The following is a 14906-nucleotide window of genomic DNA, read 5'->3' as shown; positions in this document are numbered from 1 at the left end:
AAATCTTATGACAAAAAAAGAAATAGAAAAAAATTATAAGAAATTATTGGACCAGAAGTTAAACCTCGACCTGACAAGGGGCCAACCATCCAAAGAACAATTAAAGCTTTCCGAACCCATGGACCAAATTTTGAAAAATAAATTTAATTTTGATGGAGAGGATTTAAGGAATTACGGTTTAATAAAAGGCTTAGATTCAACAAGAAAATTAGGCGCAATATTACTAGGAATAAATTATAAGAACGTAATAGCAAACGGAACTAGTAGTCTTAATTTGACTTCAATGGTTATTCAAGCGCTTTTCTTTAAGGGCATCAACGGCGCAGCTTGGAAAGATTATAAAAAAATTTCTTTTTTATGTCCGGTGCCTGGATATGATAGACATTTTTCTCTCCTAGAAATGATGGGCATTAATATGATAAATGTTCCTCTCAAGGGCGATGGTCCGGATATGGATTATGCTGAAAAATTAGTGAAAAAAGATAAATCGATAAAAGGAATAATTTGCGTGCCAAAACATTCTAACCCTACTGGTGAAACTTACTCTCTTAAAGTTTTGGAGCGGCTGGCAAAACTTCCCAAAAAAGCCTCTAAAGATTTTATGATTTTTTACGACAACGCCTATAGCGTTCATGATTTTAAAAGATCAAAGAAACTAGGAAATATTTTTAATTTTTGTAAAAAATCAAATACTTCAGATAATATTGTTATGTTTGCAAGTACAAGCAAAATTACCTTCGCAGGCGCAGGGATTTCTTTCTTAGCTGCCTCGGAAAAAACTTTATCTAATTTTTTATCCTTTTATCAAAACACAAGAGTTGGCTCGGATAAAATAAATCAAGCCAAACATTCAAAGTTTTTGAAAGATAAAAAATCTTTAAAAAAACATATGGATAAACACTCTTTGGTGTTGTCAAAAAAATTTGAAATTGTAGAAAACTATCTCTCAAAACTACCATCCGATATGGCCGACTGGACAAAGCCAACAGGCGGTTACTTTGTTTCTTTTAATTCAAAACCAGGTAAAGCTAAAAAAATCTACAAGCTATGTGAAAACGCTGGTTTAAAACTTACTCCAGTAGGCGCAACATTCCCTTATGGAAAAGATCCCAAGAATCAAAACTTGAGAATTTCTCCCACGAAAATAAGCAATTTAGAGTTAAAAAAAGCAATGGAAGTTTTTATAACTTCGGTAATGTTAGCAGGTTAGTTTCTTGCGCCTTGAAGGATTTCGTAAACTTTTCCGTTAAAAGGACCAAAATTAGCGTTTACATCAGGATGCGCTACGGGCTCATTAGACTCATCTACTAATAAGTTTTGTTGAGAAACATACGCTGTGTAGAAAACGTCGTCATTTTCGGCAAAGACATGATAGAAAGGTTGATCTTTACTTGGCCTTATTTGTGATGGGATGCTTTGGTACCATTCTTCTGTGTTGTTGAACTCAGGATCAACATCGAAAATGACTCCTCTAAAATCGAGAAATTTGTGCTTAACAACTTGTCCTATTGAAAAATTGGTTTCGACTACTTCTTTCATTTAATTAATTTATTCTACACTATTATATCTAGTGACATCTTAAATTAATTCAAGCCTTATGAGCTTCTTTTAAGTAATCTTTAGATTGCATTTCTATCAATCTGCTAATTGTTCTTTTAAATTTTTCTCTAAGGTTTGTTCCTTTGTAAATATCTCTGAAATCTTCTTCAGCACTTATTATTATTTTGACTCTTCTGTCGTAACATTCGTCGATAAGACTAATAAAACGTCTGGCGACATCATCTGACTCAATCTTTTTCATATCAGAAATGATTAAAGTTTGAAATTCTTTAGATATTTCTATGTAATCCATTGAGCTTCTCGGAGCAGAACAAATGTTACTGAAATCAAACCAAATAACACCTTTAGAGGATTTTATTATTTCAATCTTCCTTCCAAGGATTTCAATTTGTTTTATTTGAATCTCATTAATTCCTTTGAGTGAGTTGAATATGGTTTCTAACTTTTCTTTAACTATTTTTGAGGTTGGGAAAAAAAACAATTCATTTTGTTCTAAAGTTCTAAGGCGATAATCGTTTATTGAGTTTAAGTTAAAAACTTCACAATTTTCTTCAATTGCTTCAATTGCCGGAAGAAATAATTTTCTTTGTAGTCCGCCTTCATAAAGCCTAGAGGGCTTCAAATTAGACGTTGTGACAAAACAAGCTTTAGATTTAAAAAATTCTTGCATAAATTTCCCCAAAAGCATGGCATCTCCAATGTCTTCAACAAAGAATTCATCAAAACAAAAAAAGGAATATTTTTTGGTTAAATTTTTAACTATTTTGTTGATAGGATCTTTCTGACCTTTAAATTTATTTAAATCTTCATGAAGAAGCTTCATAAATCTGTGGAAATGTAACCTTATTTTTTTTTTAGACTTCAATTCCTTAAAAAATAAGTCCATTAAAAAAGTTTTACCTCTTCCAACTTCTCCATAGATATAAATACTCCTAGGAAGTCTAGATTTTTTAAAAATACTTAATGGAAAGGTATGTCTTTCTGAATAAACTAATTTAGGTTCTAACTTTTCAATTAATTTGATTTGGTTTTCATCAAATTCTATTTGGCCGTTCTCAACGGCTTGTAAGTAATACTTTCTCAGCTTATTAGCTTATGAGTGGTTATCTCAGGCGCACCATCTAAAAAGGGCGCTAACTCCATCGCAATAGTTTTGAAATGCTCGGTTTGAGTATGATTGGCATGAGCTTCCTCGTCTTTGTAAATTTCTATCATCATAATGATCTGAGGATCAGACGTTTCATGCATTTGATAATATTCGCAACCGGGTTCATTTTCAGAAACAGCTTGTACAAGTTTTCTCATCACCTCTTTGAAATTATCTAATTCGTTTTCTTTTATTTTTAATTTTGCAATTGCTCCAATCATAATATTCCTCTCATTAAGTTATAATTATTCTACTTTTCTAAATAGTTTGATACAAATCTGGGGATAATAATTATGATAAAAATTTGGGCAACAGAAAGTTCAAGGGCCATGAGACCAATCTGGACAGCCGAAGAAATGGGTTTAAATTATGAATTGACTATGATGCCTTTTCCTCCAAGAGTGTTCATGAAGGAGTATCTCGAGGTAAACATGCTCGGAACAATTCCTTACATGATTGACGGAGATGTGAAAATGACAGAATCGGTTGCAATGTCTCAATATCTAGTAGAAAAATATGGTCCTTCTGACTTAAGAGTGATGCCAGATGAAAAGGATTATCCCACTTATTTGAATTGGCTTTATCATGCAGATGCAACGTTAACTTTCCCGCAAACAGTTGTTTTGAGATACAAACTTCAAGAGCCTGGAGTTGCAGATGCTGCAGTTGATGGCTACAGCAGATGGTTTGTTTCAAGATTGAAACTTTTAGAAACCTCTCTAGAGGGTAAAGAATATTTATGCTCCGATAGATTTACTATTGCAGACATATGCGTTAGTTACGCAATACTTTTAGCAGATTCTCTAGGAATACATCAAGCTTTTAAGCCAAATATAAAGCGATGGACGGATTCCCTTTTTGAAAGAGAAGCATTTAAAAAATCTAAATCTTATAAATTCGAAGAGTAACTAAATTATGGAAATTAAAGAAAATTTTTTTGAAAGTGAAAGACACAAATCCTTTTATTTATCTTGTGGACCTGAAGATGGTGAGCTGATCATAATGACTCACGGTTGGCCCGAACTGTCTTTAAGCTGGCGACATCAATTGAAATTTTTGGGAAATCTAGGATACTTTGCAATCGCTCCAGATATGAGAGGCTATGGTCGTTCTTCAATTTATAAAGATCATGCGGCTTATACACAAGAACTTGTAAACAAAGACATGCTGGAATTGTTTGATTCGTTAGGTAGAGAAAAAGCAATTTGGATTGGTCATGATTGGGGCTCTCCGGTTGCATGGAACATGGCGCTGCATCATCCTGAAAAAGTCAAAGCTGTATGCAGCTTATGTGTTCCTTATGGTTTTGGCGGTCATCCAGACAATTTAGCAGAAAGTGTAAATAGAGAAATATATCCTGAAGAAGAATACCCTGTGGGTCAGTGGGATTATCAGTTATATTATTACGAAAATTTTGACGCTGCTCAAAGAGAAATGGACGAGGATCCTTTCAAATTAATAAAAATTTTATTTAGAAAAGGAGATCCTATGGGTCAAGGACTTCCTGCGGCAACCTCATCAACAAGAAAAAACAAAGGTTGGTTTTCAGAATTAGGAGGAATCCCTGATTTTCCTATTGATGAAGACGTAATATCCGAGGAAGAAGCAAAAATATTTGCAAGCCATTTACAAAAAAATTCATTTTTTGGCCCTAATTCTTGGTACGTAAATGGAGATGAAAATCAAAAATTTAATGAATTAAAAGATGATCATTCTTTGAACATGCCTTCGTTATTTGTCCATGCTACGTACGATTATGTTTGTGATACCACCTCTTCTCCAAAATTTGCCCAGCCAATGAGAGAATTATGCAAAAATCTAACAGAAGAGAGAATTGATTGCGGTCATTGGATGGCTCAAGAAAAGCCTGAGGAACTGAATAAAATTTTAGGGAAATGGCTTAAAAGTATTTAATAATAAGCTTTTCACCGATAAAAAAATAAGTTTTAGCTCTTTGGAGGAAGAGGAATTAAAGAGCTTGTTCTTTTTAAGTAATTCAAATAATCTTCCTCATGACCCCACTTTTGCATTCCCTGTTTTTCTAAAAGGTTTACACCACTAACCATAGTCAGTAAAAAAATTACAAAAATTGGAGAAATAAGAGCTACATATTGCCAACTCTCAATGACTGGGAAGGCAATAATGGCAATTCCAATCCATAAAACAATTTCTCCAAAATAATTAGGGTGTCTGGACCAAGACCAAAGACCGCTTTGAATAAATTTATCTGCATTTTCAGGATTATTTTTAAATTTACTTTTTTGTTGATCTGATAACACTTCAATCACAAAACCTAATAACCAAATTATTCCACCAGTGACAGCAAAGGCGTCGATACCTATTTCTTTTTGAGAACTTAAAGCAGCAAAGGCCATTCCAGCAGTAATCAGTACCCAAAGCCCTTGAATAGTCCAGGCCATCAAAAATTGATAGAAATTGGGCTTAATATGTTTAAACCTTTTGTCTTCGCCAGCATTTTTTACTCTTCTTGAAAGAAATAAACCTAATCTACTTGCCCAGATTAAAATAAGCGAACAAATTAATACGTCTCTTAAATTTATCTCTTGGGAAAATAAGGTAACTAATAAAATAGCGGTTATATAGGTCATTGAGCCAGTTAGATCGAAATAATGCTCGGTTTGATAGACATAAGAAGGAATAAAGATTATCCACTGCAAGATAAATATATACAGAGTAACGATATACATTATTGGGATGTCAGCGAAGAGAACAGAGTTTGCAGAAATAGCAAAAGTGAAAAGAAAGCCAATTGAGATAGAAAGAAGCATAAAAAATATTGAAGAAAAAGGCTTCATATTTTGCCAGTATAAACTTAATATAGATTGAAAGGAAAATTAAAAAAGAAAGGAGAAATATGATGAAATCACCAATTTGTGAAATGTTAGAAATTGAATTTCCTCTGGTAGCTTTCTCGCATTGCCGAGACGTAGTAGTTGCTGTTTCGAAAGCAGGAGGCTGCGGTGTTCTTGGAGCTGTCGGAATGTCGCCGGAACAACTAGAAAAAGAATTGAAATGGATCGATGACCACATTGATGGAAAGCCTTATGGAGTTGACGTCCTCATTCCAAACAAAATGGTTGGCAAGGATGAAAAGTTTGATCCTGAAAAATTGGCAAAAATGATACCTCAAGAATATGCTGATTTTAGGGCCGATGTTTTAGAAAAACATGGTATTGATTCTCCTGAATTAAGAGAAATAGATACCGCAGGATCAGGATTTGCCGAAAATACTCAATCCGATGGAGCTAAAGCTTTGCTAGACGTTGCCTTTAATCACCCTATAAAAATTATTGCCAATGCTCTTGGAGTTCCACCAGATTGGATGATTGAGATGGGCAAAGAAAATAATTGCAAGGTCGCAGCTTTATTGGGAACAGCAAAACACGCTATCAATCAGGTGAAAGCTGGAGTTGACATTCTTGTCGTTTCCGGAACTGAAGCCGGAGGACACTGTGGGAGTGTTTCCACGATGGTTTTGATACCTGAAGTGCATGAAGCTATTCAACCATACGGAGATGTACCTATTTTGGCTGCTGGTGGAATTGTGACTGGTAAACAGATGGCTGCTGCTATGGCAATGGGAGCGTCAGGGGCCTGGTGTGGGTCGGTTTGGTTGACCACAATCGAGTCAGAAGTTGATCCAATTGTAAAAGAGAAAATGGTGGCTGCAAATTCAAGTCAAACGGTAAGATCTAGAAGTAGAACTGGTAAGCATTCTAGGCAATTAGTAACACCTTGGACGGAAGCATGGGAGTCAGAGACAGCTCCAGAACCTCTACCAATGCCTTTGCAACCAATGGTTGCTGAGCCAGCATTGCAAAAAGTTAATAAACTGGCAGCAGGAGGACACGATGGTGCAAAAGACCTAGCAACTTATTGGGTTGGCCAAGGCGTTGGATTAATGAATCAAAGTATCTCAGCTAGCGACGTAGTCCAAGAGTTTAAAGAAGATTTTATAAATGCTTATGAAAGGTTGAACGACTTTATAAGTTAAAATTTTACTTAATTTTAGAGATTTCTTCACCGAGTTCACCCGCAACTCTGTCGAAACCATAAAGATTACTTCGAAAATCTTCTGTGTAAGGACCTAAGGCCGCTTTAAGCTTTGAACTTGCATTTCCCAAGATTGAAGCACTTTTAATAGTAAAGTTTTCAACAAATCCTGCTTCCCACTTACTGCCAGTAAAGTTTTTCATATGGAATAAAGCTGCTTCATTATTTGGATATATTTCTAACAAAAAGACTTTGTTTTCTTCATCAGAGAAGTGATATTGGTAAACCAAAGTTTGCGGTTCATTATTTTTGACGTTTTCTGTAATGTTTGAAACAAAACTAACCGCACTTTCTTCCTTTCCTTGGTTAATTTCTAAATCAATAGCAAAAACTATTACATCAAGTTTTCCATGATGCATTGCAAGTAAAGAGGGGGAGATTAGTAATAAAAGAATTGAAATTATTTTCATAATTAGGATTAGTCAAACATTAATGATTCCACCAAGCTTGATCTGAAAAAGCCCTGATGTCAATTTCGTGAGTCCAAGTTGATTTTTTTTGTTTCGCAATAAAAAGGTAAGTTTCAGCTACTTCCTCAGGAATTATCATACCGTTTTCACCTTTCTTTTCTTTGAACTGCTCAAATAATTCAGGGCCTAACATTTTTCCTAAAGTATCTGGAGCATCTACAGCGCCGTCAATAATTACATGTGCGACATGAATTCCATCTTTAGAAAATTCCGCGTTTAAAGACTGACACAACATTCGTCTTCCGCCCATTGCGGCAGCATGAGAATGTTGACCGCCATTGCCACGAACTGCCGATGTCGCTGAAGTAACAATAATATTGCCAGATTGTCTTTCTTTCATCTTTGGAGTGAGCACTTGGGCGAGCCTGAACAAACCAAAAGTTGCCATGCGCCAGCCCATTTCAAAAGCTTTATAACTTGTATCGGCTAAAGCTCGATCCCCAATTTGGGCGCCAATGTTATAAATCACCGTATCAATAGGACCAATTTCTGATTCAATTTTATTTACTAAATCTTCGATAGAATTTTCTTCTATAACGTTCAAAAGCGAACCTGAAGCCTTGCCGCCTGCATCTTCTATTTCTTTTATAAGTCTCTTTAAACCTTCTTCATCGGTTCTCCTCGCGAGGTATGCATGATATCCATCGGAGGCAAATTTTTTAGCCACTGTTCCCCCAATACCAGCACCAGCTCCAATCACTAAACAAACTTTTTCCATAATTTAATTAAAACTCCTCACATTGCATCTAAAAATAATCTTTCCCATTCTTCAGGATTAGGTAATCTTGGCGTTGTCACGTTACTTGGATCAGTTATCGAATGTTTTACAAGTTCAGGAATCATATCTTCGGTAACTCCCATTTCTTTTAGTCCTCCGGGCAAACCAATCTTTTCATTTAATTTCTCAATTTCTGTCGCAAGGTCTGCCGATTCATTTTTCCCCATAGCTTGCGCAATTCTTGGATACTTATCACCCACATGATCTTTATTAAATCTCAATACAGTAGGTAATATAACTCCATTTAGAGTTCCGTGGTGCAACCTTAGTTCTTGATCAGCACCAATGGCATGACTCATGGAATGAACTGCTCCCAGTCCTTTTGTAAATGCCATAGCTCCCTCAGTAGAGGCCATCATCATATTCCATCTCGCATCCTTATCCTGACCATCTTCACAAGCTCTGACAAGACTTTCTTTCTTTATTATTTTTTCAATACCATCCAAGCCAACTGCTTCGGCTGGCGGATCGTTAATTGGTGACATGATAGCTTCAATGCAATGAGTTAAAGCATCCATTCCTGCCCCGGCTGTCAAGATTGGCGGCAAGCCTAGTGTAAGTTCTGGATCACATATTGCAGCGGCTGGTCTTAAATGTTCACTTGCTAAAATAAGTTTCCTACCATCATTCATAATTATTACAGAACCAACTGAAACTTCACTTCCTGTTCCAGAAGTTGTTGGAATAGCAATCATAGGAACAGTTTTGTTTATTTTCCCAAAACCTCCTTCATTCAGAGAATAGTCCACTACATCTCCTTCATGATTGGCCATTAATGCAACAGCTTTACCTAGGTCCATGCTGGATCCACCACCAAATCCGATTACTCCATCACAATCGTTAGTTTTGTAAGCATCCAGAGCTTCATTAACTGCCTTCTCTGTAGGATTTGCTGGAGTTTCTTCGTAAAATGTAGGAGAAAGTTCGTTAGACAAAAGATTTCTAATTTTATCTGTCATCCCAATAGACGAAAGTCCAGGATCTGTGCAAATGAGAGGTTTTTTTATTCCATGAGCTTTTAAAACCTCTGAAATTTTCTTTAAAGATCCATTTTCGAAGTGAGGTTTATTAAAAAAATTTAGCTGCATTTTATCCCAAGCTTTTGATTACAGATAAATTATGCATTATTGAATTTGGATGTCTGTGTTCTTTCGAAAGGTTTTGATACTCCTCATCGTTGTACCACTTGTCAAACTCGTCTTTTGAATTAAATGTCCACATTGCAACTCGACCTTTTAAACCCTCGCCTTCAATTTTTTCTGGAGCATCATCAAAGGTTATAAATTCACCACCATGTTTTTTTAAAATCCCGAAAAAACCTTTTTCATAGTTACGAAAATTCTCGGTATCTTTAATTTCAAAATTTGCAATCACGTATACTTTACTTGACATAGTCTTACCCCATACTTTCGACGAATAAATATCTTAACAAAAAAAACAAGATTTTTTCTTTATATTAATTTACCGACTCAAAGGCGGCTTAATTGTCTTTAATTCAGAAACAATAATCAGTAATATTTAACAGAATTGCTTAGCAATTTACACATATGGGGGAAAATAAATGAAAATTTTTAAGCTATGTTTAATGGCAGCGCCGTTAATCACGTCTTTATATGCATTTTCGCAAGATGCAGTCTTAGAAGAGTTGGTAGTTACCGCTCAAAAAAGAGAATCAACTTTAATGGATACGTCAGCTGCTTTGGTTGCTGTTTCAGGAGAAGATCTTGATCAGGCCGGAGTAAACGCAATTGACGACATTGCTCTTTTAACTCCTGACGTTCAAGTCTCTGGAGAGGGAAAAGCCAGAATGGGAGTAAGAATAAGAGGTGTAGGAACCTATGGTTTTGATATTGCTGTTGACCCATCTGTTGCCATGGTTGTAGATGGAGTAACTCAGCCAAGAGTTTCTACTTTTATGAACGGATTCGATGACATTGAAAGATTAGAAATTTTAAAAGGACCTCAAGGGGCAATTTATGGAACTAATGCTTTAGGTGGAATCGTAAACATTGTTACAAAAAAACCAACCCAAGAACAATCCGCTCGAATAAAAATCAAAGGTGGAAACAATGGTAGACAAGATTTAAATTTAAGTTTGCAAGGTGGAATTACCGATGCCGTATCTGCTAGATTTAATCTAATTAAAGAAGTCGATGAGGGAGTTTCATTTGACCCTAATTCTGGCCAAGACGATGGAGTCCATTTGTCTGGTTATAGGCTTTCTTTTTATGGAGAAGCTGGAGCCACGGAATGGAATTTGAAAATGGCTAATACTTTGCTTGAGCAAGACGCTACTATCTCTGAAGTAGCTTTTCTTTGTAATTCAAAAGCACCTGGCCAAGCAGCTGAATATTTCGGAGTTGCTGGGTTACCTGCAAATAACACCAATGGAGATGTTTGTTCAGCTAATGCAGCTCCGTCTTCCTATCAGACTTTAGGAACAGCAAATATGTCAAACCCTTTAGTAGTAGCTGCACTTTCGGATCAGTACAGCCAAGCGATGACTATTTCGGGTTTTAATGTAGTTGAAACAACGGATGTCTCTTTTTCTTCAACAACTGATCTTGGTGGAATGTCATTGACTTCAGTCCTTGGATACCAAAAGGTTAATTCTTTTGAAGACAGAGATTTTGACCAATTAGATCTTAATGCAATATTTCAAGAACACGCTGCGGATACCGAAACTACTTCACTTGAGCTCAGACTTGATTCAGATCCTTCTGATGAAATCGAATGGTCAGTAGGTGTTTATGCAATGAGAGACGAGGGTTCAAGATTAGATACCTTTGCCTCTGGAAATCAAAGTAGTTTTGCTGCCGCCTTTGGATTAGGAGCAGCTGCAGCTGCAGTCTCTGCAGCTAACACTACCGAAGCTGCTGCAGGAGATTACACAATTGGTGTAAATCCAGCAGCTGTGCCAAATATTATTGCGGCATATCAAGCTTGTGCCACTGCAGGAAACTGTAGAGCTTTCATGAATCCAACTACTCAAAGACCTGTTCCATTTGGTGAGTTTGTTGATGCTATTGATGTTGCAAATTTAAACCAAGCTTTAACCGGAGAGTGGACAAGTTCAGTAAACGTAGATTTGGACACCGAATCAAATGCAATTTTTGCCAATGTTAAATTTCCTCTAACAGAGCAACTTAATTTATTACTAGCAGGAAGATATACTGATCATGACAAGCCTTATACTTACACTGGTTCAACAAATGCTCTTAGAGTACCTTTCGTAACCGCTCCATTTGTAGTAAACAATGGTTCCTTTCATGAAGAATTTAACCCCAAAGCAACTCTTGAATATGTCGGTGATGACAGTTTGGCTTGGTTAACTTTTGCTGCTGGATTCAAAGCAGGAAGCGTAGGATTTGCTAACTTCAGCGCATCAGCGGCAGATACTCCTGCTGCCATGGAAGAACTTGAAATGATTGAATTGGGTTACAAAGCAACTCTTCAAGAGGGTAAAAGTCAATTAGAAGCCATTGCTTACACTTACGATTATACTGATCATCAACAATTGTTAGTTTGCACTACGGCGGCTGGTCCTGCAGGTTGTGTAAAGACTGGAGACGCAACTATCAATGGTCTTGATTTAGCCTACAGAACGGCTTTAACTCCGCAAACTAGATTTTCCGTTGCTTATTCTTACATTGATGCCAGTTGGGATAGATTCTTAGATGATAGAGATCCTTCTGCAGCAGTAAACCTTGCTGGGAAACAAATGCCTCAAAGTGCTGAAAACAACTTAAACGTTAGTGTCGAACACGTGCAACCAGTTGCAGCAGGCGATATTGTTTACAGTCTTGCGGCAGCTTATAAAGACGATTACGTTTTAGGACTAGATCCTTGGACAAATGTTAATGATGTTCAAGACTTTACAATGGTCAATTTAAATATAACTCTTGAAAGAGCAGGCAACTTTGACATTGGCTTTTTCTGCACTAACTGTAGTGATTTTGAGTACAAGCGAGTAGCGCTTGAACTTGGAAGAAGTGGTGGTGGAGGCCAGCGTTATGCTATGGCCGATGGAAGAAGATACGGTATTGAAGTAACAAGTAACTTTTAAGTTTATTCATCAAAAAGGCGTCTAAGGAATTAGACGCCTTTTTTAATTTCTACTTTCCAATTCTTCAATTATCTTTCTTAATTCTTCTGCGGAAATATTAAGATTCTTTTCGTAAACCTCTTTTACTCCCTCCCCTAATGAATTCATAAGCACCTCCATTAAGGAAAGATGCATCGCTATCATAGAAAAAGTCTCTTCAGTTGGGTGATACTCAATCACTCTTTTGTCCTTACTAGGTTTTTTTACAAAATAGTTAGCTTTAGTCGATCTGCTAATTAATCTTTCAATACTTCTTGTATTTAAATTAGTTACACCAACCAAATCACTCATCGTGAAATAGCCCTTTGATACAAAATTAGAAATCATAATTAATCTGATGAGCTCATACCTACTATCATTCACATAAACCTGATTCCAATCTGAAGTTTCAGCAAATTTAGAAAACACTTCGTATTTTGATAGTTCGAAATGAAGCATAGCTTCTGATAATGATTTTAGTTTTGATAGGTCTTTCAATTTATTGCTCATAAAAGTAAATCCATTTAACTTATTTGATAGAATAGCATTTCAAAGGGGAAAAATTCTAAAAATTAAAAAAGTCATGAAGTGGATTAAGTCTTGCGTTATTTTTTTAGCTATATTTAGTTCATTTCTTACAAAAGCCTCCGATAATCCAAACGTTTTAATAATCTTAACGGATGATCTAGGATGGGGTGATGTTTCTTATCATGGAGGCTTTATACCAACCCCAAATATTGACCAACTAGTTGAAAAAGGGATGGAAATGAATAGGTTTTATTCTAACCCTGTATGCAGTCCAACGAGAGCTTCTATGTTGACAGGTTTACATATATTCAATCACGGTGTTGTGAGGCCTTTCATGAATCCAGCTGCAGAACAAACTGGAATGCCATCAGATTTGAAGATTATGCCTCAGTATTTTAAGGAGGCAGGATATCAAACAGCGCTATCGGGAAAATGGCATTTGGGTATGGCAAAAAAAGAATTTTGGCCAACTAACAGGGGGTTTGATAGTAGTTATGGGCACATGACTGGAGGCATCGGGTATTTTGATCATACCGCTGCAGGTCGGTTGGATTGGCACAGGAATGGAAAGACATTATATGAAGAAGGGTATTCAACTGAGTTAATTGCAACCGAGGCCATTAAAATTATTCAAAATAAGGATCAAAATACACCTCTTTTTCTCTACGTAGCCTTTAATGCGCCGCACACTCCAATTCAGGCTGAACCAAAAGATATTGAAGCTTTTTCATACTTAGAAGATAAAAAAGACAGAGTTTACGCTGCCAATGTTTCTGCCTTAGATAGAGAAATAGGAAGAATAATTCAAGCCGTTGAGAGTGAAGGGATATTAGAAGAGACTATTATTGTATTTTTTAGTGACAATGGCCCTGTTTTTGATATTGATCCAATTGTAAAGGTCATCGCACCGAATTTAATAGATGCCAAAGGTAGTACTGCTGGGTTGAGAGGCAGTAAAGTTTCAGCACTTGAAGGGGGCATCAGAGTTCCAGCAGCTATCTGGTGGAAGGGCGTGATTGAAGACTCTAAATCTGATCAATTTTTCTTTGTTCAAGATCTATTACCTACTTTGCTGGCTGCAGCAAATATCGAAACGGAAGGAATGGAAAAATTAGACGGCAAAAATAAATGGGATAATCTAATTTCTAATACAGTAATCGCTCCAGAAAATGCGTTTGTTGGGGCTAGAGTAATTGCAGATGAGAGAGCTTTATTCGATGGTCAATGGAAACTTTATTCATCCAGACCTCAATTGATACCTGTCTCTGCTTCTTACAGTTTGTACAACATCTTGGATGATCCTTACGAAGCAGTTGATCTCTCAGAAGAAGAACCTGAGGTTTTTGAAAAGATGAAAAAAACCCTCTCTTCGATTGTAGAGCGAGACGTTGTAGGCGATATGAATCCTGCCCATGCTTACTTGCATGGTGATGACAGACAAGGAGGAGAATCTTTAGCTTCGCCTTGGTTGGAGGGAAATTATGAGCTCAACCCTCCACCGAATACTATTAATACTTTTTTTATAACTTTATGGATTTTGACTTTGGCTTTCAAAGAGTATCTAACAATCTTAGTATTATTAATATTGGCTCCTCTAATTTATTTTAAATTTTTAAGAAGTAAATGAATTTTGCAACTTGGCTTAGATGGACGATATTCATAATAATCGTTTTTACTTCTTTGATCCTACCACTAACTCTTTTTGAAGGTCCTCTTTCTAACTACGGCGAAGCCGTCTTGGATTGGGCTGGTAATAACGAATTTTTTATCGCCATAGTGGTGATAATTGCCTTAACTGCCGATGTTCTCTTACCCGTGCCTAATGGTTTAACAAATACATTAGCTGGCATCTCACTTGGCTGGGCGCTTGCATCATTTGTTGTTTGGATAGGCTTGAACTTTGGAGCTTGTGTTGGCTATATTTTAGGTAGATTTGCAGCGAGACCTTTGGCAAAAAAAATGATAAGTGAAAGTGATTTTATTGAGGCTGAAAAATCGTTAAAAAATTTTAGCGTTCTAGGGTTAATTCTTTCAAGACCAATTCCGGCTTTTGCCGAGCTTATTACTATAAGTGCTGGACTAGCAAAAATGCCCTTTAAAAATTTTTTGGTTGTAATTGGATTAACTAATATTGGCGTGGCTGTTATTTTTTCGGGTATTGGCGCAGCTGCTATGGAAACAAATTCATCTACATTAGCTCTTATAGGAGCTGCGATATTGCCTGCGGGGCTCTATTGGACTTATTACAAGTTTTTAAAAAAATAA

Annotated in this window: 16 protein-coding genes; 7 read left to right on the top strand and 9 right to left on the bottom strand. The window is 36.4% G+C overall.

From position 1 onward, the window contains the following. Positions 1–7: 7 nt before the first annotated feature. Positions 8–1210 carry an aminotransferase class I/II-fold pyridoxal phosphate-dependent enzyme gene (locus M9C82_05740; protein ID URQ73449.1) on the top strand — a complete coding sequence of 401 codons (1203 nt, stop codon included), beginning with the start codon at positions 8–10 and terminating at the stop codon, positions 1208–1210. Here the strand turns inward: M9C82_05740 and hspQ are convergent. From hspQ to M9C82_05725, 3 genes are all read right to left on the bottom strand, one after another. Beyond that, positions 1207–1539 carry a heat shock protein HspQ gene (gene hspQ, locus M9C82_05735; GenBank protein URQ73448.1) on the bottom strand — a complete coding sequence of 111 codons (333 nt, stop codon included), beginning with the start codon at positions 1537–1539 and terminating at the stop codon, positions 1207–1209. The genes M9C82_05740 and hspQ overlap by 4 nt on opposite strands. Positions 1540–1588: 49 nt before the next feature. Further along, positions 1589–2575 (bottom strand): cell division protein ZapE, encoded by a 987-nt coding sequence (gene zapE / locus M9C82_05730; GenBank protein URQ74132.1) that lies wholly within the window; start codon positions 2573–2575, stop codon positions 1589–1591. Between the two features lie 65 nt (positions 2576–2640). Beyond that, positions 2641–2928 (bottom strand): antibiotic biosynthesis monooxygenase, encoded by a 288-nt coding sequence (locus M9C82_05725; protein ID URQ73447.1) that lies wholly within the window; start codon positions 2926–2928, stop codon positions 2641–2643. 72 nt (positions 2929–3000) lie between these two features. On the opposite strand from M9C82_05725, the gene M9C82_05720 reads away from it, so the two are divergent. Beyond that, on the top strand, positions 3001–3615 hold the full coding sequence (locus M9C82_05720) for a glutathione S-transferase family protein (GenBank protein ID URQ73446.1): 615 nt from the start codon (positions 3001–3003) through the stop codon (positions 3613–3615). 7 nt (positions 3616–3622) lie between these two features. Continuing rightward, positions 3623–4621 (top strand): alpha/beta hydrolase, encoded by a 999-nt coding sequence (locus M9C82_05715; GenBank protein ID URQ73445.1) that lies wholly within the window; start codon positions 3623–3625, stop codon positions 4619–4621. Positions 4622–4653: 32 nt separating this feature from the next. Here the strand turns inward: M9C82_05715 and M9C82_05710 are convergent, their stop codons facing one another. Next, positions 4654–5523, bottom strand: a complete 870-nt coding sequence (locus M9C82_05710) for a DUF1295 domain-containing protein (protein ID URQ73444.1) — start codon at positions 5521–5523, stop codon at positions 4654–4656. Between the two features lie 62 nt (positions 5524–5585). Between M9C82_05710 and M9C82_05705 the strand changes: the two genes are divergently transcribed. Next, the gene (locus M9C82_05705; GenBank protein URQ74131.1) at positions 5586–6722 is read left to right on the top strand and encodes a nitronate monooxygenase; all 1137 of its coding nucleotides are present in this window, start codon (positions 5586–5588) and stop codon (positions 6720–6722) included. A 4-nt stretch (positions 6723–6726) separates the two neighbouring features. Here the strand turns inward: M9C82_05705 and M9C82_05700 are convergent, their stop codons facing one another. From M9C82_05700 to M9C82_05685, 4 genes are read right to left on the bottom strand one after another with little or no spacing between them, the layout of a single operon-like run. Continuing rightward, the gene (locus tag M9C82_05700; protein ID URQ73443.1) at positions 6727–7191 is read right to left on the bottom strand and encodes a hypothetical protein; all 465 of its coding nucleotides are present in this window, start codon (positions 7189–7191) and stop codon (positions 6727–6729) included. A 19-nt stretch (positions 7192–7210) separates the two neighbouring features. After that, positions 7211–7969: an SDR family NAD(P)-dependent oxidoreductase gene (locus M9C82_05695; protein ID URQ73442.1), complete on the bottom strand. Its 759-nt coding sequence runs from the start codon at positions 7967–7969 to the stop codon at positions 7211–7213. Positions 7970–7986: 17 nt separating this feature from the next. Continuing rightward, the gene (locus M9C82_05690) at positions 7987–9117 is read right to left on the bottom strand and encodes an iron-containing alcohol dehydrogenase (GenBank protein ID URQ73441.1); all 1131 of its coding nucleotides are present in this window, start codon (positions 9115–9117) and stop codon (positions 7987–7989) included. A 1-nt stretch (position 9118) separates the two neighbouring features. Beyond that, a complete protein-coding gene (locus M9C82_05685; GenBank protein URQ73440.1) occupies positions 9119–9421 on the bottom strand; it encodes a DUF1330 domain-containing protein in 303 nt (100 codons plus the stop codon). Positions 9422–9590: 169 nt separating this feature from the next. Here M9C82_05685 and M9C82_05680 point away from each other — a divergent pair, with 169 nt between their 5' ends. Beyond that, entirely contained in the window at positions 9591–12095 is a 2505-nt protein-coding gene (locus tag M9C82_05680; GenBank protein URQ73439.1) for a TonB-dependent receptor, read from the top strand. A gap of 42 nt (positions 12096–12137) precedes the next feature. Here the strand turns inward: M9C82_05680 and M9C82_05675 are convergent, their stop codons facing one another. Next, entirely contained in the window at positions 12138–12623 is a 486-nt protein-coding gene (locus tag M9C82_05675) for a hypothetical protein (protein ID URQ73438.1), read from the bottom strand. Positions 12624–12696: 73 nt separating this feature from the next. Between M9C82_05675 and M9C82_05670 the strand changes: the two genes are divergently transcribed. Further along, positions 12697–14268 carry an arylsulfatase gene (locus M9C82_05670; GenBank protein URQ73437.1) on the top strand — a complete coding sequence of 524 codons (1572 nt, stop codon included), beginning with the start codon at positions 12697–12699 and terminating at the stop codon, positions 14266–14268. Beyond that, on the top strand, positions 14265–14906 hold the full coding sequence (locus M9C82_05665; GenBank protein URQ73436.1) for a VTT domain-containing protein: 642 nt from the start codon (positions 14265–14267) through the stop codon (positions 14904–14906). Before M9C82_05670 ends, M9C82_05665 begins: the two co-directional genes overlap by 4 nt.

Source organism: SAR86 cluster bacterium, from assembly GCA_023703675.1.
Taxonomy (GTDB): Bacteria; Pseudomonadota; Gammaproteobacteria; order Magnimaribacterales; family AG-339-G14; genus AG-339-G14.
This window is presented reverse-complemented; position numbering and strand designations above follow the sequence as displayed.